The sequence below is a fragment of the Salipiger abyssi genome (assembly GCF_001975705.1).
Classification (GTDB): domain Bacteria; phylum Pseudomonadota; class Alphaproteobacteria; order Rhodobacterales; family Rhodobacteraceae; genus Salipiger; species Salipiger abyssi.
The window spans coordinates 157,299-178,329 of record NZ_CP015091.1 but is presented as its reverse complement, the minus strand read 5'-3'; the positions used below and the strand labels follow the sequence as shown (position 1 = coordinate 178,329).

At 65.5% G+C, this 21,031-nt stretch carries 19 protein-coding genes; 4 read left to right on the top strand and 15 right to left on the bottom strand.

Going from position 1 to position 21,031, the window contains the following annotated elements; all coding sequences use genetic code 11:
- Nucleotides 1–116 precede the first annotated feature (116 nt).
- Together Ga0080574_RS02325 and Ga0080574_RS02320 are read left to right on the top strand one after the other, a co-directional pair.
- Complete coding sequence (locus Ga0080574_RS02325; protein WP_076694925.1) at nt 117–1,085, top strand: SphA family protein; 969 nt, start codon at nt 117–119, stop codon at nt 1,083–1,085.
- Nucleotides 1,086–1,257: 172 nt separating this feature from the next.
- Entirely contained in the window at nt 1,258–2,046 is a 789-nt protein-coding gene (locus Ga0080574_RS02320) for an IclR family transcriptional regulator (RefSeq protein ID WP_076694923.1), read from the top strand.
- Between the two features lie 78 nt (nt 2,047–2,124).
- Here Ga0080574_RS02320 and dctP (Ga0080574_RS02315) read toward each other — a convergent pair whose 3' ends face one another.
- The 14 genes from dctP (Ga0080574_RS02315) to Ga0080574_RS02250 form a co-directional block, all read right to left on the bottom strand.
- Entirely contained in the window at nt 2,125–3,237 is a 1,113-nt protein-coding gene (gene dctP / locus Ga0080574_RS02315; RefSeq protein WP_076694921.1) for a TRAP transporter substrate-binding protein DctP, read from the bottom strand.
- A gap of 48 nt (nt 3,238–3,285) precedes the next feature.
- On the bottom strand, nt 3,286–4,575 hold the full coding sequence (locus Ga0080574_RS02310) for a TRAP transporter large permease (protein WP_076694920.1): 1,290 nt from the start codon (nt 4,573–4,575) through the stop codon (nt 3,286–3,288).
- On the bottom strand, nt 4,575–5,096 hold the full coding sequence (locus tag Ga0080574_RS02305; protein ID WP_076694918.1) for a TRAP transporter small permease: 522 nt from the start codon (nt 5,094–5,096) through the stop codon (nt 4,575–4,577). The genes Ga0080574_RS02310 and Ga0080574_RS02305 overlap by 1 nt, the downstream gene beginning before the upstream one ends.
- 17 nt (nt 5,097–5,113) lie before the next feature.
- Nucleotides 5,114–5,917, bottom strand: coding sequence for an SDR family NAD(P)-dependent oxidoreductase (locus tag Ga0080574_RS02300; protein WP_237219238.1), 804 nt, complete (start codon nt 5,915–5,917; stop codon nt 5,114–5,116).
- Nucleotides 5,918–6,001: 84 nt separating this feature from the next.
- The gene (locus Ga0080574_RS02295; RefSeq protein WP_076694913.1) at nt 6,002–6,943 is read right to left on the bottom strand and encodes an SMP-30/gluconolactonase/LRE family protein; all 942 of its coding nucleotides are present in this window, start codon (nt 6,941–6,943) and stop codon (nt 6,002–6,004) included.
- A gap of 69 nt (nt 6,944–7,012) precedes the next feature.
- Nucleotides 7,013–8,191, bottom strand: a complete 1,179-nt coding sequence (locus Ga0080574_RS02290; protein WP_076694911.1) for a cytochrome P450 — start codon at nt 8,189–8,191, stop codon at nt 7,013–7,015.
- Nucleotides 8,192–8,228: 37 nt separating this feature from the next.
- The gene (locus Ga0080574_RS02285; RefSeq protein WP_076694909.1) at nt 8,229–9,836 is read right to left on the bottom strand and encodes a GMC family oxidoreductase; all 1,608 of its coding nucleotides are present in this window, start codon (nt 9,834–9,836) and stop codon (nt 8,229–8,231) included.
- Nucleotides 9,837–9,850: 14 nt separating this feature from the next.
- Nucleotides 9,851–11,278: an aldehyde dehydrogenase family protein gene (locus Ga0080574_RS02280; protein WP_076694907.1), complete on the bottom strand. Its 1,428-nt coding sequence runs from the start codon at nt 11,276–11,278 to the stop codon at nt 9,851–9,853.
- Nucleotides 11,279–11,315: 37 nt separating this feature from the next.
- Nucleotides 11,316–12,308 (bottom strand): aminopeptidase, encoded by a 993-nt coding sequence (locus Ga0080574_RS02275; protein ID WP_076694905.1) that lies wholly within the window; start codon nt 12,306–12,308, stop codon nt 11,316–11,318.
- A gap of 281 nt (nt 12,309–12,589) precedes the next feature.
- Entirely contained in the window at nt 12,590–13,696 is a 1,107-nt protein-coding gene (dctP, locus tag Ga0080574_RS02270) for a TRAP transporter substrate-binding protein DctP (RefSeq protein ID WP_076694903.1), read from the bottom strand.
- Nucleotides 13,697–13,740: 44 nt separating this feature from the next.
- A complete protein-coding gene (locus tag Ga0080574_RS02265; RefSeq protein WP_076694901.1) occupies nt 13,741–15,036 on the bottom strand; it encodes a TRAP transporter large permease in 1,296 nt (431 codons plus the stop codon).
- Nucleotides 15,033–15,572, bottom strand: coding sequence for a TRAP transporter small permease (locus Ga0080574_RS02260; protein ID WP_076694899.1), 540 nt, complete (start codon nt 15,570–15,572; stop codon nt 15,033–15,035). Before Ga0080574_RS02260 ends, Ga0080574_RS02265 begins: the two co-directional genes overlap by 4 nt.
- Nucleotides 15,573–15,747: 175 nt before the next feature.
- Complete coding sequence (locus Ga0080574_RS02255; protein ID WP_076694897.1) at nt 15,748–16,911, bottom strand: serine hydrolase domain-containing protein; 1,164 nt, start codon at nt 16,909–16,911, stop codon at nt 15,748–15,750.
- Nucleotides 16,912–16,952: 41 nt separating this feature from the next.
- Nucleotides 16,953–17,765 (bottom strand): SDR family NAD(P)-dependent oxidoreductase, encoded by an 813-nt coding sequence (locus Ga0080574_RS02250; RefSeq protein ID WP_076694895.1) that lies wholly within the window; start codon nt 17,763–17,765, stop codon nt 16,953–16,955.
- A gap of 174 nt (nt 17,766–17,939) precedes the next feature.
- Here Ga0080574_RS02250 and Ga0080574_RS02245 point away from each other — a divergent pair, with 174 nt between their 5' ends.
- On the top strand, nt 17,940–18,908 hold the full coding sequence (locus Ga0080574_RS02245; RefSeq protein WP_076694894.1) for a PDR/VanB family oxidoreductase: 969 nt from the start codon (nt 17,940–17,942) through the stop codon (nt 18,906–18,908).
- A 31-nt stretch (nt 18,909–18,939) separates the two neighbouring features.
- Here Ga0080574_RS02245 and Ga0080574_RS02240 read toward each other — a convergent pair whose 3' ends face one another.
- A complete protein-coding gene (locus tag Ga0080574_RS02240; protein ID WP_076694892.1) occupies nt 18,940–19,536 on the bottom strand; it encodes a TetR/AcrR family transcriptional regulator in 597 nt (198 codons plus the stop codon).
- 196 nt (nt 19,537–19,732) lie between these two features.
- On the opposite strand from Ga0080574_RS02240, the gene Ga0080574_RS02235 reads away from it, so the two are divergent.
- Nucleotides 19,733–20,992, top strand: coding sequence for a cytochrome P450 (locus tag Ga0080574_RS02235; RefSeq protein WP_076694890.1), 1,260 nt, complete (start codon nt 19,733–19,735; stop codon nt 20,990–20,992).
- The last annotated feature ends 39 nt before the right edge of the window (nt 20,993–21,031 follow it).

Here is a 21,031-nt window from a genome sequence, read left to right as displayed (position 1 = left end):
TCTGACGTCTCAGCGTATCCCGCAGCCGGGATGCGCCACGTCCCCGCATGCCTGCAAACTCAGGGTCACCGCGGGGCGCCTAGCGCAGTCATCCACAACAGAGGGGGAAAACCATCGTGATCAGACTTAGCAAGCGGCTCGCCCAGGCGGCCATTATCCTATTCGCGGCGACCGGCACCGCGCAGGCCCTTGAAGGCACCGCGCCCGCCGGGCCGATCGGCGGCACCGATCTCAACCAGGCGCTGCTTCCCCAGCCCGGGCTCTATCCGTTTCTCGTGGGCGGCGGCGTCGACCTCAGCCGCTACCGGCTTGGCGGCGGCGACGATGTGCGGGGCGACGGCCATGTGGGCTTCGGTGCGGTGGGTGCGTTGTTCGTCTATCCGCAGACGCTGTTCGGCGGCCAGCTCGCCTCGTCCTTCGGTGCCGGGAAGCAGCGCGTCTGCTATAGCGCAGGCCCGGCGCCCGAGTCCTGCTCGGAAGGCGCGATGGACATCTATACGGACCTGCTGCTGTGGAGCAAATTCAGCCCCAGCAAGGCCTTTGCGGACCAGCCCCGCGACCGGGCGTTCCCGATCCCCTACGGCACCGCCTTCATGCTCGGCCTCGGGGTGACCTGGCCGACCGGGGAATACAGCTCCAGCGATCCCGTCAATGTCGGGTCGAACTTCTTCACCATCTCGCCGACCATGGCCGTCACCCATACCGCGCCCTCGATCTTCGGCGCCGGGCCGGGCCGGGCCACGCAGGTGAGCGCGCGGCTTTTCTACAACCACTACACCGAAAACGGTGACACGGATTACAACACCGGCAACACCGTTTCGCTTGATTTCAGCGCCTCCGAGATCGTCGGGCCCTGGCAGTTCGGTGTGGCGGGCACAGGCTGGACCCAGATCGCCGACGACAAGATCGACGGAAACAGCAACGGTCTGCGCGGCAGTGCGATGAATCTCGGGCTGATCGCGCAATACAGTTTCACCGTCGCCAACCGGCCCGCCTTCATCAAGGCCAAGTATCTCTGGATGGTCGAGGGGGAGTATATTCCCCAATCCGAAGGCCTGACCGTGAGCATGGGCTTCAAGTTCTGAGAGCTTGTCCAGCCTCTCCGGCGGTGGCGCATCCTGCCGCCATCGCTGGAGAGGTCTGCCCGTGACACGCCGCTCGTGAGGGGATACCCAACGCCGTCTCACTCATGCTAGGGAAGGCGGCGCGCTGGCTTCGGCGCGCGGACCGCAGCAACAAGAACGGGTTCCCGACGGAATGGGTGAAGACAGCACGCGCAGCGGCACCGTGGCCCGGGCCATCCGCATCCTGCAAGTGTTTGCCGAGGCGGATGGCGATCTGTCCATCAAGGAACTTTCCGCCATCACCGGCCTCGCGCCCAGCACCTCGCACCGGCTGCTGCACCTGCTGGCCGAGGATGACATCATCACTCTCGACGCCGATCACAAGCGCTATCGCATCGGCCCCGAATTTCTGCGCATCGCGTCGCTCGTCGCCGGCAGGACCGGGCTGGCAGAGATCGCGCAGCCGTTTATGGAGCGCGTCGCCGAGACCGCCAACGAGACCTGTGTCATCGTGCGCTATCTGCGTGCCCGGGGGCAGATCACCGTGGTCGGTGCCTGCAACTCCGCGAACCCGCTGCAATACCGCACCGAGCTTTTCAGCACCCGCAGTCCGCTCTGGGGCGCCACGGGACAGTCGGTCGTGGCCTTCCTTCCGCGCGCGGAACAGGAGGCGCTTTACGACAGTCGCGAGAGCGACAGCTTTCCGCAGACCGGCGCAAGGCTGCCTTCGAAGGACGTCTATCTCCATCAAATGGAGGTGTTCGCGGCGCAGGGCTATGCGCTGTCGCGCGGCCAGACCATCGAGGGCGCCGTCGGGATCGGCGCGCCGGTATTCGACAAGAGCGGCGACACCATCGGCGCGCTCTGCGTGACGGTCCCGGAGATCCGATTTTCGCAGGAGACAGAGGACCGAATTCTCGGCGTGTTGCTGCCGCAGGCGCAAGCGCTGAGCAAGGCACTCGGCCATCTCGGCACGAGATAGGCCAACACAGGGCGTCACCGCCCGGTCAGGCTGCCCTAACGGTCGGCGGGCCGTCTCCGGCCCGCCTGGAAAGGCTGGTCACATGGGCAGGTCGTCATAGACCCGCGCGCGCAGAGCGTCGGCAAAGGCCGCCCGGTCGCCGCCGATCTGCTCTGACAGGGCCTCCCATTCCGCGTAGTTGGCAAGGAACCGGTCTAGCAGCGCTTCGACATCTTCTGCGCCCCGCGCCTTGCCCGCCTCGATCACCCGCGCTCGTTCCGACACCAGAAACGCCTCGCGCAGATCCACGATGCTCTGGCCGAGATCGACCTCGGCCATACCCGCCTCGCGCGCGGTGGCGGCGGCCTTTTCGTCGTTCTCCATCACCGCGATTGTGCCGTTGGCGATGTACTCGGGCAGCGCGGCGATCATTGCGCTCCGGATCTCCTCGCTCCAGCCCTCCCAGGCGCTGCGCTGGAAACTCATCATCGCGGGCAGGGAAATGGTGCCGAAGCTGACCGTCGACAGGCGGGTCTCGATCAGTTCGGTGATCCCGAAGGTCTCCATCCAGGTCGGCCCGCCCAGCATGCAATCGACATTGCCGCGCTCAAAGGACTGGGCAATGTCGCCAAAGGGAATGTTGACCCCGTTCGCCCCCAGCGCATTGATCAGCGCGAAGTGAAAGTCGATGGAGCCGCGAATGCGCAGCCCTTTCAGATCGTCGAGGCTGCCGATCTCCTTGGCGCACATGATGGTGTAGGGCGCGGTCGCCGAACCGCCAAGGGCTATGAGATTGTTCTCGGCCATCTCCGCCAGGCATTCCGGGCAATCGTGGAAAAACGTCTCAAGGCTGGCCCCCGCCCCGGCGACCGGATCGGGCGCAAAGGCAATCAGGTCGCTGAAGGTAGCGGTATAGGGCAGATCGTTGCCGTAATAGGAGGCGTCGATCATGCCTCCCGACACCGCCCCGTCGCGCACCCCCTGCATGGTGTTGAGCGGCCCGAGCATCTGCCCGGCGGTAAAGAGCTGAAAGCGCGCCTCGCCGTCGGTCGCCTGTTCCACCGCTTCGAAATAGGGCTCGAACAGCGCGGTCACGATCACCTCGCTGGGCGGCACCCAGACGTTAAAGGAAATGCGTTCGGCGCTGGCGCTCCCCGCCGCAAGAACGCTGGCAAGGGCGCAAAGCCCGGTGGTTTTGGTCATCAAGGTCATCGGTCTCCTCCTTCGTGACGATTGATTTGGGTCTTGTGGCGGCGCGGCTCACAAAATCTGCGTGATGCCCGGAAAGGCGCAGAGGATGGCGACGACGATCAGCTCGCAGAGCAGGAACCAGCCCACGCCGCGAAAGATCACGCCCAGCGGGATGTCGCGTTCGAGCGACTTCACCGCAAAGACGTTCAGCCCCAGCGGCGGTGTCAGCAGCCCGATCTCGACGAATTTCACGATCAGGATGCCGAACCAAACCATGTCGAAGCCCGAGCTCTCGAACATCGGCAGGAACACCGGCAGCGTCAGCAGGATCATACCCATCGGGTCGATCAGACAGCCGAGGATCAGAAAGATCACCACCGTGATCGCCAGCAGCTGCCAGGGCCCGACCGCATGGGCATTCATGATGTCGGCGATCTCCTGAGGCAGACCGCTGAACGCCATGAGACGCACCATCAGGATTGCGCCGAGCGCGATGAAGAACAGCGACGCGGTGGTCTGCACCGACTCCACCACACTGGTGCGAAACGTCGCCAGCGACAGACGCCCCTGCAACAGCGCGATCAGGAAGGCCAACACCGCGCCCACGGCGCCCGCTTCGGTCGCGGTGGCGATGCCGGAATAGATCGAGCCGATCACCCCGATCACCAGAACCGGCAGCGGCCAGATCTCGCGCAGCACGGCGAGCTTTTCCGACCAGGAGGCGCGTTCGTCCGGCATCGGCGTCAGCTCGGGGCGCAGCTTGCAGCGGATCATGATCATCGCGCCATAGGCAAGCGCCGTCAGGACGCCCGGCACGATTGCCGCGACGAAGAGCTTGGTGACCGAGACCTTGGCGAAGATCCCGTAAAGCACCAGCAGGATGCTCGGCGGGATCAACGAGCCAAGGGTGCCCGCCGCCGCCACGACCCCGGTGGCGAGCCCCAGATCGTAGCCGTGACGGCGCATTTCCGGGATCGCGATGCGCGCCATGGAGATCGTCGTGGCGAGGCTCGATCCGGAGGCGGCGGCAAAACCCGCGCAGGCGAAATTGGTGGCAATTGCGAGCCCACCGGGCAGCCGCGACATCCAGACCCGCGCCGCGCGGAACAGACTGTCGGTCATGCCGGAATGGAACACCAGATTGCCCATGAAGAGGAACATCGGGATCGCCGAGAGCTCCCAGCTTGCGGCGAATTCATAGGGCACGCTCGTGACCACGGCCATCATGGCGGCGGAGCCGACAATGGCGTTGATCCCGACAATCGCCGTCAGGCCGAGCGCCAGCCCGATATGCACGCGCAGGCCGATCAGAACGATTGCGCCGACAAGCGCCAGCGCGCCGATTGCGATTCCGGACATCAGCGCCGGTCTCCTTCCTGATGGGGGTCGTGGGGCAGCGCCCGGAATGCCTCGGCAAGCCGAACCGCCACGGCGAGCCCCGCCGCGCCAAGCCCGACCGGCACGATCCATTGCGCCGGCCAGACCGGGAACAGCCCGATAGTGGTCGAGATCACGTCGCCGCTCCGGGTGCGGTCGATGGCGCCAAGCGCGGTGCGCCAGCCAAGGAAGCCGAGAAATCCCAGCGCCAGCGCCGCGTTCAGCACATCCATCAGCCGCTGCACCCGCGTCGGCATCAGCACATAGAAGAACTCGGCAAAGAGATGTCCGTGTCGCCGGTCGACCAGAGCCAGCGGCAGATAGGTCAGCGCGACCATGTAGTAATAAGTCGCAAGCTCGGTGGTGACGGGAATGTCCTGCCCGAACAGCCAGCGCGACGCGACCGAGGCGCTGACCTGCACCGCCATGAGGATCAGCGCCGCATAGGCCAGCCAGGACAGGGCGTTGCCAAGCCGCCCGGCGGCGCGGTCGAGCCCGCTCATGAGACCATCCACCCCGCTCATTGCCGCGCCGCCGAAAGCGAGGCACCGCCGTCGATGGCGATCTGCTGACCGGTGATAAAGGAGGAGGCGGACGAGGCGAGAAACAGCGCCAGCCCCTTGATCTCCTCCACCTCCGCCACGCGGCCCATGGGCACGATCCCGGCGAAGGCGGCGCGCTTGTCGGCATCCTGCATCGCGCCCCCCGCGATATTCGTGGCGAACGGCCCCGGCGCGACGGCATTCACCCGCACCCCGTCCGCCGCAAGCTCCAGCGCCAGATGGCGCATGAGCTGCGCGGCGCCAGCCTTGGAGGCGGCATAGGCCGAGGCCAGCGCGGCGGAGGGGCGCAGCGCCGAGATCGAGCTTGTCACCACGATGCTGCCCGCGCCCTGCGGGCGCATGTGGCGGGCGGCAGCTCGCAGGGTATAGAACACCCCATCGAGATTGACGCGCATCACCCGCGCCCACCGGGCATCCGCATAATGTTCGATCCTGTTCGCGTCCGACAGCTGCCCGTCGGCGTCGCGCGCGGCAAATCCCGGCCCCGGGTCGATGCCGGCATTGGCAAATACCGTGTCGATCCGACCCTCACGCGCTGCAACCTCATCGAACGCGCGGTCGAGATCCGCGCGGTCGACGACATCGAGCCTGCGCCCGGCAACCAGTTGACCAAGCCCGCTCAACCGCGCCACCTCGCGCGTCAGCGCCGCCTCGTCGAGATCCATGAGCACCACTTTCGCACCGCCCTCGCACATGGCCTCGGCCATCGCCAGGCCAAGGCCGCTTGCGCCGCCGGTCACGATCACGCTCTGATCCGTCACTCGAAATCTGTCTTGCATTGGGTCTTTCCCGGAAACCGCTCCCGGCACCTCAGCGCCGGGAGACTGGATATATGGCCGCCGCGTTCAGCCGCGCGGCAGGGCGGTGGTCTTGACCGGCAGGCGCCAGACCACGTTATGGCTGGCTTCGGTCACGTAGAGATAGCCGTCATGCAGCGCGAGATTGGTGGTCCAAACGCCCGCCCCCTCGGGCAGGCGCAGCGTGCCGTAGGCAAAGCCCTGCGGGTCGAAGAACACGACCTCGCCAGCCGCGAAATGCGCCACATAAAGGTTGCCGTCGGCATCCACAGTCAGCCCGTCCGGGCCGATCCCGCCCTCCATGCGCGCGAAGATAAAGGGCGTGTCGAAGGGGTTTTGCGTGGTCTTCGACGGCAGCGAAATCACCCGGTTCTCGGCGAACTCGGCCACATAGACCCGCTGGCCGTCCGCCGAGACGGCGATCCCGTTGGGATAGGCCACGCCCTCGTGAAAGAGCTCGGGCTGCGCTCCCTCCTCCGGCCCGACGAAATAGACCCGCCCGACCTTGTTCAGCGCGTCCGAGCCGTAGGGTTCGGTGAAATAGATCCCGCCATCCCCGGCAATCGTCAGGTCGTTGAGCCCGCGGAACTGCGCCACCCCGAAGGACGGGTGCAGGCTGCTGCGCGCGCCCGTCGCCAGATCGACGCTTTGCAGCCCGGCCATGCGGTCCGCCACGATCATCCGTCCATCCGCTGCGATCTTGGCGCCGTTCGGTGCCCCGGCCGCATCGCCAACGGTCACACAAGCGCCGTCCTCGACCTTCAGAACCTCGCCCTTGAAATAGGCCAGCATCCACAGCGTGCCGTCCGCGTCGAAGTTGATGCCTTCGATGAAACCGTCGCATTGCGCGTAGCGCTCCCACTGGCAGCTATCGCCGGCGCAGATCTCGCTCAGATCGTGGCGCACCTCGGGCGCCGGCTGCTGCGCCAGAGCGCCGATCGGTGCAAGGCAGGCGGCCAGCGCCGCCGCCAGTATGTTGAAAGTCCGCATGTGATCTCCTCCCATCGCCGGTGGCTAGCCGCCCCCGGCTGTTATGTCCCCGGCCCCTCCTCCGGGGCCTCAGCCGGCGTGCAGGCGCAGCGGCAGAACGTGGAACCCGTTGGCCTGATTGTTGATGTTGCGCTTGATCTCGCCGGTGATCTCGATCCGCTTCACCCGTTTCGCCAGGGCGGTGAACAGCGAGGCGAACTCGATCCGTGCCAGCCCCTGCCCCAGGCAGGAATGCACCCCGTGACCAAAGGACATATGGCCCAGCACCTTCTTGCGGCGGATGTCGAAGCGGTCGGGATCCTGCCACTGGCGCGGGTCGCGCCCGACGCCGCCGAGGAAGGTGGCGAACTTGTCGCCCGGCTTTAGCGGCACCCCGGCCAGCTCGGTCTCTGCCGCCACCCCGCGCCCGAGGAAGCGCGAGGGTGGCTCCATGCGGATGACCTCTTCAAAGGCATTGCGGGCGAGCTTCGGTTCTTCGCGCAGCAGATCCCACTGATCGGGATTTTCCGCAAAGAGCTTCAGCCCGCTGGTGATCGACAGCACCGTCGTGTCGAACCCGCCCGAGAACACCGCCCGGACCAGAAGTTGCGCCGATTGCTCCGACACCTCGCCGCTGTCGCCCAGCCGGTAGATCTCTTCGGCCAGACCGTCGCGGGTGACGGACTCGCGCTGGCACTGGCGGTTGAACCACTCCAGAACGTCGCCGCTGCGCGCCTTGCAGGCCTTGTAGAGATCGTTCACCGGCACCGTCGAGTTGAAGGCCAGATCGCCAAAGAGCAGCAGCTGCTTGCGATCCATCTCCTTCATCCCGAGAATGTCGGGAAAGACCTGGAGGATATAGCCCGAGGCGACATCGTCGAACCCGTCCACCGCGCCGGTCTCGACCAGCCGGTCGGCATGGTCGGCGGCGCTCTGTTCAAAGAACGCCCGGTAGTTGTTGAGCGCGACCGGGGTGAAGAACTTCATCACCGGGTTGCGATGCGCGGAATGGTCCGGCGGATCTTCCTGCACCATGATATTGGGGATGTGCTCGCGCTCGCCGAAAGCCTTGACCGTGGAGGTAAAGCTCTGCCAGTCGCGCAGCGCCTTCTGCGCGAACTCGTGGCGGCAGGTGGCGTAGACCCCGTAGGGCTTCAGCCAGACCAGCGGCGCCATTTCGCGGATCTCGGCGAAGACAGTGGGGCCAGCGGCAATGCTCTCGACCGAGAACGGGTCGAAATCCAGTGCGGGTATGTCGGTTGTCGTCATATCGGTCTCTCCTCTCCCTGTGCTTCTCGGGCGGGCGTCATGCCGCCGCGGCTTTTGCGTCTTCCAGGATCATCGCGCTGGCCTTCTCGCCGATCATGATCGTGGGGGCGTTGGTGTTGCCCGAAGTGATCACCGGCATGATCGAGGCATCCACCACGCGCAGCCCCGCGACGCCGTGCACGCGCAACCGCTCGTCGACCACGGCCATGGCGTCCCGGCCCATCCGGCAGCTGCCGACCCAGTGCAGCATCGAGCTGCCACCCTGCGCCCGCACATAGGCCAGTAGTTCTTCGTCGCTGGCCCGCTCCGGTCCCGGCTCGGTCTCGGCAAGGACGTAGCCCTTCAGCGCTGGCGCCGCCGCGATCTCGCGGATGCGGCGCAGGATGGCGATGACAGTGCGCCGGTCGATCTCGGCATCGAGGTAGTTCGGGTAGATCTTCGGCGCCGCCCGGCTATCGGCGGAGGCAAGCTCCAGATGGCCGCGCGATTGCGGCACGAGCTGGCAGCTTGAAATCGTCACCGCGTGGTCGCGGCCGATCTCGACCGCGCCGTCCTTGTTGAAGGCCCAGCTCATCGGGCGGAAGTTGATCTGCGCGTCCGGGCGTGCGGCATCCGGCAGCACGCGGGTCAGCGCCACCGCCTGCGAGGCGCCCATGGTGGGAAAGCCCTGGCGCAGCGTCAGGTATTTGACCCCTTCCCAGAGCGCGCTGATCCCGCGCAGCCGTGTGTTGATCGAGCCGGCACGCGTGGCCCTGTAGGTGCTGTGGAGATAGACATGATCCTGAAGGTTCTGCCCGACGCCGGGCAGATCGCAGAGCACCTCGATCCCCATCTCCGCCAGATGCGCACCGGGTCCGATGCCTGAGCGCATGAGAATCTGCGGCGAATTGATCGCCCCCGCCGAGAGGATCACCTCACCGGCCTGCGCCGTCCGGCTCTCGCCCCCGACGCTGTAGCGCACGCCGGTGGCGCGGCCCTCCTCGACAATCACAGCCTCCACATGCGCGCGGGTCGCCACGGAAAGGTTCGCACGCCGTTTTACCGGGTCGAGAAACGCGGTGGCGGTGGAGTGCCGCCGCCCGTCGCGGATCGAGAATTGCAGGAAGGAGGCGCCTTCGCCCTCCGGGTTGTTGATGTCCTCGGCGCGCGGGATGCCGAGACCGACACAGGCCTCGACGAAGGCGGCGGAGGATTTGTATTTCACCCTCGGGTCGGTGACATATTGCTCGCCGCCCTGTCCGCGATAGGCCGGGTCGCCGCCGGGGCGCGTCTCGACCGACATGAAATGCGGCAGCACGTCGTCCCAGCCCCAGCCGGTATTGCCGAGCTGGCGCCAGTGGTCGTAATCGTGCCGGTTGCCGCGCAGATAGGCCATGCCGTTGATCGCGCTCGACCCGCCAAGCGCCTTGCCGCGCGGCACAAACACCGCCCGCCCGTCGAGATTGGGTTCCGGCTCGGAATAGTAATTCCAGTTGAGCCGGTGCGGACGGGCGAGCTTGGAAATCCCCGCCGGCATCCGCGCCCAGAGCCCGCGCGGCTTTTCCCCCGCTTCCAACAGCAGCACCTTGTGCCTTGGGTCGCGGGACAGGCGGTTGGCCAGCACACAGCCCGCCGAGCCCGCACCGATGATGATGAAGTCGAACATCCGCCCGGCCCGGCTCACAGACGCACGATGGTGGTCTTGGTCTGGGTGTAATGGTGCAGCGCCTCCAGACCCTTTTCCCGGCCATAGCCGCTTTTCTTGAACCCGCCGAACGGGGTCTCGACGCCACCCGCCGGGTATTCGTTGACATAGATCTGCCCCGCCTCGATCCGTGCCGAGACCCGGTGCGCCCGCGACAGATCGCCGGTCCAGAGCCCGGCGGCGAGCCCGTATTCGGTGTCGTTGGCAATCGCGACGGCCTCGTCCTCGTCGCGAAACGGGATCAGCACGAGTACGGGGCCGAAGATCTCTTCGCGGGCGATGCGCATGTCGCTGCGCACATCCTTGTAGATCGTCGGCGCCACATACCAGCCGCCTTCGGTCTCGGGCATCTCGCCGCCGATCAGCGCGGTGGCGCCCTCTTCGCGCGCCACATCGTAATAGCGCCCGACCTGCTCGTATTGCGCTCTGGTCGTCATCGGCCCGAGGCCGAATTCCACACCGTCGCTCACGGGCACCTTCTGCACGGCGGCGGTGAGCCGCTCGGCAAACTCGTCAAAGATCGACTCATGTACCAGCGCCCGCGTCCCGGCAAGGCAGACCTGCCCGCTATTGATGGTGAAAGCCATGATCGCGCCCATCACCGCCTTGTCGAGATCCGCGTCCTCAAAGACGATATTGGGCGATTTTCCCCCAAGTTCGAGCGTCAGCGGCAGGATGCGGTCGCCCGCCAGCTTGCCGATCTCGCGCCCGGCACGGACCGAGCCGGTAAAGGCCACCTTGCGCACCAGCGGGTGCAGCACCAGCGGCTCGCCCGTCTCCTTGCCGGTGCCCGTCACCACGTTGAACACGCCTGCCGGAAGCCCCGAGGTCTCTACCGCCATCTCGGCCAGCCGCAGCAGCGAGACGGAGGTGAATTCCGACGGCTTGACCACCACCGTGTTGCCCGCCGCGATCGCCGGGGCGATGGCGCGCCCGGCCTGGTTTATCGGCGCGTTCCACGGCAGGATCACCCCGATCACGCCGAACGGATCGCGCGTCGTGTAGCAGTGGTAATTCGGCCCGAGGTCGATCTGCTCGCCATGAATGGCGGTGCTCAGCCCGCCGTAATATTCGAAATACTGGGCGCAAAGCTCGACCTCGATAGCCGCCACCTTGAGCGGTTTGCCGGTCTCGTCGGCCTCCTGCGCGGCGAAATCGGCGGCATTGGCGCGAATGTCGCGCGCGATGGCCAGCAGCAGGCGGCCGCGCTCGATCTGCTTCAGCGCATTCCAGGGCGCAATGGCAGCGTGGGCGGAGTTTACCGCCACGTCGACATCCGCCGCCGTGCCGCGCGCGATCTCATCGCCGGGCGCGCCGGTCATGGGTTTGTATTCCTGCAAATAGCCGCCCGCCTCCGGTGCTGCGAAACGGCCTTGAATGAAGTGGTCCCATTGCTTGGTCATGTCATCTCTCTTGGTAAAACAGTGTTTGCGCGCCCGGTCAGCCGATCAGGATCTTGCCGCCTCGGGTAAGCTCGGTGCCGTCGACCGAGATGCAGGGCTGCCTGATCACGCCCTCGATCCGCAGCTTCGATTTGCAGGTGCCGCCAAGCGCGATGGTGTCGCCGAGGCCGATATGCGAGGTGGCGTACATCTTCTTGTCGGTGCGCATGGAGCCCATGGGCGTCACCTTCGGATTCAGCCCGATGGAGATCTCGGCGGGGCAGTTAAAGCTGTTGGCATCGCCGTGCTCGCGCAACAGCTTGCGCCAGATCTCGGCCTCCTCGCCGCCCTCGATGGCGGTGGCCATGCCGTTCTCGACCGTGACCCGGATCGGGGTCTTGATCGCGCCGACATTGTGGGCGGTCAGATCGAAGACGATGACGCCCTGCCCCGTGCCCTCCACCGGGCAGACATGGCACTCGCCGTCGGGGAAGGCACAGCCGCCGCCGCCGCTTTCATGCATCACCAGCGGAATCCCCGAGATCGAGCGCCCCGGCCGCCCGTCGATCCGCGCGAGAAGGTCGGTGCCATTGGGGCAGGTCACCCGAACCTCGGAGCCTTCGGTAAAGATCTTGGCGAGCTTCTGCCCCAGCTTGTCGATCTCGAAGTAGTCGGCGCCCGCCGGCCCGTCCGGGTCGAGCATCCGCGCCGTCAGCTCTTCCATCAGGATGAACCGGCGGCCCTCTTCGAGCAGCGCATCGGTGATCGGCGCATGGGCCATGGCGGTACTGGTGAGGTAGACCACCAGGTCGTTCGACGCATCCATCGCCCCACTGCGCACCGCACTTTCGGGATCGGTGGAATGCGTGGCGCGCGGCTGCATCAGCGCCACGGTCGGCTGCATCTCCAGCGCCAGCGCCGCGTCGTGCAGGCCGCGCCAGACCGGCTCCTCCATCGCCGTATCGGTGATGATGTAGATGCGGTCGCCCGCCTTGGCGTTCAGGCGCAAAGGCGTCTTCAGCACCTCCACAAGATCACTGCGCTCGGCCATAATCTGTCCCCCATATTATTCCGTTTATCGGAATCATATTTCGTTAAATGGAAGTTATTGAGTCGATTTTCCGATTGCAAGCCTGCGCGGCGGCGGGAGCTCAAATTTCATAAATCCATTTAAAATCATTGGATTGCCTCTATTTTAGTCAGCGAACAAACCGCCCTCCGTCGCTCTGGAGCGTTTTCAGCACGGCGGCTGCAAAGGGCCGGTTTCCGGCACGTATCGGTCGTAAGAACAGCGCGGGCTGAAGGCGCCTGTCCAACCGCCCGCGCGAACCCTCAGAACCCTGTCTGGTCGTAGATTTCGGTCTTGATCATCGCGGCCAGCGTCTCGGCATCCACGTCTTCGGGGATCATCTCCGCCCATTTCGCGAGGTTTTCGCGATAGGTTTCGATCATCGGGCCGATATCGGTCAGACCGAACTCTTCAAAGCTGCGCTGAATGTCTTCCGGCTCCTCCGCGACGAAGGCGTCGAAAAGCGCTTCGAATTCCGGGCCGGGATCGACCTCGGACACCCCGTGCTCCACCGCGTATTGCCGCGCCTGCACGGCGGCGTCCCGGTGATAGACCGCAAGACCCGCCGACAGCTCGATGGCGTTGTCGACAAACACCGCCTGCGTCTCGGCGTCCATCTCGTCCCAGACCTCGCGGCTCATGGTCAGGAAATTCGGGATCGGCGCGCCGCCGAAGCTGTGCGTCGCGATGACCGACGACACCATGTCCTGCAACTGAAATGCCGGGAACCAGCTGTCCATGACCATGATGCAGTCGATGGCCCCCCGTTGCAGCGACGGCATCATCTCGTTGAACGACAGGCTGACCGGCGTCATGCCGAAATGCCGGGCGGCGGATTGCTGGGAGCGCAGCACCGTCATCAGGCGCAGCCCCTTGAGATCCTCCGTGGTCTCGACCTCGGGCGCGCAGACCATGTAAAGCGGCTGCGTGACGATGCCCGCCAGCGACATCACGCCGTTCTCCGCCAGCTCTTCGGTGCATTGCGGACAGTCGGCGAGATAGGTCTCGGCCATCGCGGCGGTCGCCACCACCGGGTCCGGCGAAAAGATCTGCATCTCGGACATCACCGCCGCATAGGGCATATCGCCCAGCACCGCGGTTGCCTGCACATGGCCCGCGTCAATCGCGCCGTCCTTGATGCCCGACAGAACCTCGGCGGGGCCGAACATCTGCCCGGCATAGAACATGCGGCCGGAATAGGCGCCGCCGGTGTCCTGCTCGATCCGTTCCCAGAAGGGCACCAGGCCCTCACTGTTGACCGGCTCCCCCGCCGGAAGGAAGGAATTATAGGTCAGCTCGCGCGCCTGCGCCGGGGCGGCGAGGCTCCCGACCGCAAACGCGACGGCCATGGACGTCATCATTGTCTTCATCTCTCTCTCCCTGTTTTACGTCTTTGTTTGTCGAAAATTGCCTGTCACCGGACGAGAAAGGTCACGATGCCGGGAAAGGCGATCAGCAGGCCCACGACGATCAGCTCGCAGACCAGGAACCAGAGCGTGCCCCGGAAGACGGTGGTAATGGCGACATCCGGCACCATGGCGCGGACGGAAAACACGTTGAGGCCGATGGGCGGGGTGATCAGCCCGATCTCGATGAACTTCACCACGAGGATACCGAACCAGATGAGGTCGATCCCCACCGCCTTGAACATCGGCAGAAGCACCGGCAGCGTCAGCAGCACCATGCCGAGCGGGTCGATCAGACAGCCGAGCACCAGATAAAGCGCCGCCGTCATCAGCACGAGCCCGACCGGCCCCAGCGCCATGCCCGACATCAGATCGGCGAGAAACAGCGGCACGCCGGAATAGGTCATCAGCCGGGTCATCAGAACCGCGCCGATGGCGATAAAGAACACCGAGGCCGTCGCATGCACCGACTGGCGCAGGCTCTCGCGCAGCACCAGCCAGGTCAGACGCCGGTTCACCGCCGCGATGCCCATCGAGGCGACGACGCCGATGGCGCCGGCCTCGGTCGCGGTGGCAAGGCCCGTGTAGATCGACCCGACCACTGCCAGCACCAGCATCATCAGCGGCCATGTGGCAAGAAGCACCCGGAAGCGGTCGCCCGAGACGTCCTCTTTCGGCGGGCGCGGCGCCAGTGCCGGGTTCAGCGTGCAGCGCAGCACGATCATCGCCGCATAGATCACCGCTGTCAGCAGCGCCGGCACGATCCCCGCGATGAAGAGTTTCGGGATGCTCTGCTCGGCGAAGATACCGAAGATCACCAGCAGGATCGACGGCGGCAGCAGCGCCCCCAGCGTGCCCGAGGCGGCCACCACACCGGTCGTCAGACTGATGTCATACTTGTACTTGCGCATCTCCGGGATCGCGATCCGCCCCATGGCGATGGTCGTCGCAAGGCTGTTGCCCGAGGCCGCCGAAAACCCGGCGCAGGCGAAATTCGTCGCCACCGCCAGCCCGCCCGGCAGTCGCGCCAGCCAGATCCGCGCCGCCTCGAACAGCGCCTGGGTCATCCCCGCCGAATAGGCAATCGCCCCCATGAAGAGGAAGAGCGGGATTGCCGAGAGCTCCCAGCTCGCGACGAATTCGAAAGGCGCGGTTTTCAGGATCGACACCATCGGGCGCAGGCCCACGGTGAGATAGATCCCGATCAACGAGGTGCCGCCGATGGCCAGACCGATGGGAAAGCGCAGCACGATGAGGACAAGCGACATCCCGAGCGCGCCGAAACCGATCATCAGATCGCTCATGCCGCCTCTCCGTCATGGCCCGGCCGGGCGGTATCCGCACCGGTCCCTAGGAGGAGGCCGAGACAGGCCAGCAGGTAATGCACGGCGGTCAGCGCGGCGGCGGCGGCCAGAGCCCAGCGGCCCGGCCAGACCGGCATGAACCCGTTCGCCGAGCGCGCCACCTCCGCAGAGATCGTGCGGTCATAGGCGACCTCGGTGCCGTAGACGGCAAGCCCGGTGAAGAATGCGCACATGGCAAGGCAAGCCAGCGTCTCAAGCACGCGGTCGGCGCGCGCCGTCAGCCGGGCAGAGATCAGATCCGCGCGGATGTGCCCCCCCAGCGCATCGAGATGCGGCAGCGCCGCAAAGGCGAGGACGGGCATGTAGTAATAAGCGGTGGTTTCCAGCGTGCCGGACAGATCGCGGCCCAGAACGCTGCGTGCGGCCACGGAGAGGAACACATGCACCGACATGGCGAGCAGCGCCAGCATCGCAAGCCAGTAGAGCCCGGCGGACAGCCGGTCGAACCCGGCTTTCACGGTCGACAACACGGCCATCTCAGCCCCATCCGGGGCAGTCACGCCCCGCCTGCGTAATGGAACCGCCCCATGCGGTCGACAGTGCGGGCGCAAAGCGCTGCCCCGCATGTCCCAGACATCTCTGAAACATGTTCCTCCTCCCTGTAGTGTTCTAACGGCGCCGCCCTCCTTCGCGGCGCCGTCTGCCCTGCGCCTATGTGGCGGCGGAGAGCACCATGTCGGACAAGCGCTGGAAGCGCTCGATATTGCGGCTTTCCTCGATCACCTTTGCGGTCAGGCAGACGAAGGTGATCTGGCGTTCCGGGTCGATCCAGAAGAGCGTCGAACCCGCGCCGAAGTTTCCGTAGGTCCTGGGCGAGGACAGCGTGCCGAACTGCGTGACCCGCAGCCCCGCGCCGCCAAGCGCAAAGCCAAGCCCCATATTGCCCGGTGGGGTCTCCCACCCGCGCGCATGCGCGAGATGGTGATACAGGTCGTTGATCGCGTCGCCGGTCTGCAATGTCACAGCCTTGTCGATCACGGCGGGCGACAGGATGCGCTGGCCCTCCCGCGTCCCGCCGAGGCGCAGCATTTCGGCAAAGCGGAACACGTCGCCTGTGGTGGTCAGCGCGCCGACCCAAGGCAGCTCCGCGTCGGGATGCTCCATCGTGTCTGCCAGGTCCAGCGTGTCCTTGTCGGTGATCCAGCTCGCTTCGGGCATGGCCGAGACAACCGGCACGATCCGCCCCTGATGCGCGGGGATGACGCCCAGCCCGGAAGAGCCCATACCGAGCGGTTCGAAGATCTCTTTTGCCATGATCTCGCGCAGCGACAGGCCCTCGCCATGCACCCGGCGCACGATCTCGGCCATCAGCACATGGTTCAGCGTCGGCGAATAGGCAAAGGCCTCGCCCGGCGTGCCGACAACATCCATCTGGCAGACAGCATCGACCACGGCGGCGAAATCGTGCAGCTTGTCATAACCCAGCGGCGAGGGGGTCGAGGGCAGCCCGGCGCGATGCGTCAGCAGATGCCCGACATTGATGATGTCCTTTTTCGCGGCGCGGAACTTGTCGCGCCCGTAGAATTCCGGGATCACATCGACCACCCTGGTTGTCAGCGCGATCTGGCCCCGGTCGATGGCCTGCAAGACCAGCGCGTTGGTAAAGGCCTTGGTCAGCGAATAGACCTTGAACACGTCGCCCGCATCCGCCGCGCGCCCCGCCGCGCGGTCGGCGAAACCAATGGCCTTGTCGAAGGCCAGCTCGCCATGGCGCGCGATCCGGACCACCGCGCCGTCATAAAGCTCCGCGTCGATATCCTGCCGGATGGCGTCCTCGAACCGGCGCAGAGCCGCCGCGTCAAACCCTTCGGTCATCGTCCCCTCCCTCGTCTGTCTTTTCCAGCCGCCCCAGGCGGTCACATGTGAAGCCCGCCATTGGGCGAAATCGTCTGCCCGGTGTAAAAGCCCGAGCGGTCCTCGTCGGAGAGGAACAGCACCGTCTGGGCCAGCTCCTCTGGCTGCGCCAGCCTGCGGATGGGCTGCATGCTGACGAGGAAATCCACGAATTCCGGCGGCTGCTGATGCATCAGCGGCGTATCGACACCGCCGGGCGCGATGGCGTTGACACGGATGTCGAAAGCGGCCAGCTCCGCCGCCGCCGCGCGGGTCATGCCCAGCACCCCGGCCTTGGAGGCAGGGTAGTAGAGCGGCATCACCACACCCGATAGCGCCGCCGCGCTGGAGATGTTCACGATGGCCCCGCCGCCGCTCGCCTTCATATGCGGCACGGCGGCACGAATGCAGTAGAACTGGCTGAACAGGTTGACCTCCAGCACCCGCTGAAAATCGGCGTCCGTGGTGGTCTCGATGAATTCATGGTTGAGCCGCCTGCCGTCTTTCACCGCCGCGAGCGTTGCAAGATTGGCGTCGATCAGTGCCTGATTGGCCTCTGCCGTGGGCGCATTGATCCCCGCGCCGTTGACCAGAATGTCCAAGCGCCCCTCGGCCCCGGCGATCTCGTCGATGGCGGCGGTCACAGCCGTGCTGTCGGCGATGTCGAGCGCGGTTCCGGCAACGGCATCGCCCGCCGCCGCAACCTCGCCCAGACGTGCATCGTCGCGGTCGAACAGATAGACGCGCGCGCCCTGCTCGGTGAACAGGTTCGCCGATGCGCGACCGATTCCGGATGCGCCGCCAGTGATGACGACGACACGGCCCTTGAGTGACATATCCCCTCCCTCGAAGCGTGCCTGACGCCTTTGCATCGTCCCGGCACGAAATTTCTGAGGATGAAAATAATCACATCAGTAGACACATGTCTAGTGACTAAGTAAGTGTATTTTGAAATGCGGCGGATTTCGTCAGAAACCCTCTGCCGCATTGCGATACCCAAGGGAGGATTCATGACCGTTCGACTCAACACAGGCCCCGACGCCCCGCTGTCCCTGACCGTGACCGACAAACGCATCGTCGCGCGGGACATCGTGGAGCTGACATTGCGCAATGCCGATCACAGCGCCCTGCCCGACTGGCGACCCGGCGCACATATCGACCTGCTGCTCGGCGACGCGCTCGTCCGGCAGTATTCGCTGCTCGGCGATTGCACCGACCCGACGACCTGGCGCGTCGCCATTCTGCGCGAGCCCGAAAGCCGGGGCGGCTCTGTCGCGGCGCATAAGCTGGAGGTGGGCCAGCCCGTCGACGTGCGCGGCCCGCGCAATCACTTCGCGTTGTCGCCCTCCTCGCGCTATCTCTTTGTCGCCGGCGGGATCGGGATCACGCCGCTGCTCCCCATGCTGGCGGCGGCGGAAAAGGCCGGCGCGGACTGGACGCTGAGCTATGGCGGGCGCAGCGCCGAGACCATGGCCTATGGCGCCGAGCTCAAGGCGCTCTATGGCGACAGGGTCACGCTTTATCCTCAGGACGAGGCAGGGCTGCTACCGCTCGCCACGCTGCTCGGCACGCCGGACGAGGAGACGCGGATCTATTGCTGCGGCCCTGAGGCGCTGCTGAGCGCGGTCGAGGCGCAGACCGCCGCCTGGCCGAAAGGCAGCCTGCATGTGGAGCATTTCACCCCCAAACCGGTCGAGGACGATATCCCCGACCAGCCCATCGAGGTGGTGCTGGCCGCATCGGGCCTCACGCTGCATGTGCCCGCCGACCGCTCGATTCTCGACGTGGTGACCGAGGCCGGTATCGACGTGCTGACCTCCTGTCAGGAAGGCACCTGCGGCACCTGCGAAACGGTTGTGCTGGAGGGCGAGCCGCTGCACCGCGATTCGGTGCTGACCGAGAGCGAACGCGAGGCAGGAGAAACGATGATGATCTGCGTCTCCCGCGCCTGCGGCAAGAAACTGGTGCTTGATCTGTGACATCAAGGGCGCGGCCCATGCCGCCCCGCTGTCAGAACTCGTTGCGCCAGGTCACCGTCAGCGCCTCGACCAGTGCGGCACGCTCGAACGCTGCCGCGCCGGTCAGCCAGTGGAACACGATCCGGTCGAGCTGCGAGCAGAGCAGAAGGAAGCGCAATTCGGATTGCTCCGGACCGCAGCGCATCCGCGACACAAAGCGCGGCGCCGCCTCGTAAAACGATTTGATCCCGTCCAACCAGACCGCCGCCAGCTCAGGATCGTCCGAAAGCGCCTGGTTGGAGGCAATCGCAAAGTTCCGCTCGCTTTCCCAGTTCGACAGCATGTCGTCGATCCAGGCGGCCATTTCGCGATCCGACTCCGGGTCGAGCGCGTCCAGCGCGCGGAAGCGCGGCAGCACCTTGGTGGCCATAAGCTCCTGCCAGGCGGCGGCGATCACCTCGGCCTTGCTGCTGAAATGCAGATAGAAGGTCGCGCGGCTGGCCCCCGCCTCGCGCGTGATCGCCTGAATGGTGGCGTCGCGGTAGCCCTCTTTCGAAAACACCTCAAAGGCCGCATCCACCAGCTTGCGCCGGGTTTCCTGCTGCTGCTGGGCCCGGAGCGTGGGCTTCTTTCCGGTCGATGCGGTCATCTGCATCCTCTTTGGCACCTGTCGCGCGCATACTGGCGCGGGAGGCGCCCCGACCGCAAACCCAAAACCGCCCGGGCTGGGCATCGGGCAGTTTAATAGACTATTGTATAGTGACTATACTTACGTATAATTTTCTTCGGACCTGTCGTTGACAGGCCGTGCAACAGCACGAAACAGGTCAGGAGGAGGACCCAACGTGACCACCGAACAGACACTCGATCTGCCGGAGTTCAACCCGACCAGCGAGGCCGGATTCCGCGATCCCGCAGCCATCTGCATCCATGCCCGCGAAGCGCGCCCGGTGTTCTTCTACGAACCCCTTGGCGTCTGGGTCGTGACCCGGCGCGAGGACATCCTCAAGGTCGTGACCGAATGGCAGACCTTTTCGTCGGAGGCGAACAACCCGGAGGTGCCCGAAGCCTTCCGGGAACGATTCCCGCAGGATCTGATGGACAAGATGGTCACCGCCATGGACCCGCCGGAGCATACGCATGCCCGCCGCGTGCTTCAGGCGAGCTTCACCAAGCCCAAACTCGAACCACTCGCCCCGATCATCGAGGCACGGGCACATGGGATCATAGACGAGATCCTCGCCGACCCGGCGACCGACCGCACCGGCTGCGACATCATGAATTCCTACTGCCTCAACCTCACGACCAAGACGCTGATGGCGCTGATGGGGCTGCCGGATTCCGACCGTCCTCTGTTCGAGGCCATGCGCCTCCATGGCGGCATGATCCTCGCGCAGACGCGCGAGACCTTCCCCGAACCGCAGCGCAGCGAGCTGTGGGAGGCCTACGTTTCCGAGAACGAGTATTTCCGCAATATGGTGGAGGAGCGCCGCGACTCCGATGCGATCGACGTGATCTCCACCTGCGCCTCGGCCCGCCGGCCGGACGGCACCCCTGCCCTGTCGGCGGAGCGCATCGCCCAACACATGGCCGAGATTGCCTTTGCCGGCACGGATTCGACGGCGCAGGCGATGGCGAACGCGGTCATGTTCCTCTCGTCCAAGCCCGATTACGTCAAGGAGGCGCTGGCCGATCCGTCGTTCTGGAGCAGGGTCTTCGAAGAGACCGTCCGCCGCCGCCCCTCGGCCCCCTTCACCGGTCGGATCACCACCAAGGAAGTGACACTGAGCGGTGTGACCATTCCCGAAGGCGCGCCGATCTGGGTCGCGCTCGCCAGCGCCAATACCGATCCGTCCTACCATAGCTGCCCGATGGAGTTCGACATCCACCGCGAGAACCCGACCGACCATCTGGCTTTCACCACCGGCCGCCACACCTGTCTGGGCTCACCGCTCGCGCGCGTTCAGGGGCCCATCGGCATCAAGGCACTCTACGAGCGTCTGCCCGAACTGAAAATGGTTGCGGATCAGCCGCTGGCTTTCGCCGATATCGCGCTACTGCCCATCCGGCAGAAATTCTTCGTGCAATGGTCGCAGCCGGAATAATTCCACGTATCGTAGAGGCCTCCTTCGCCAAATTCGGGG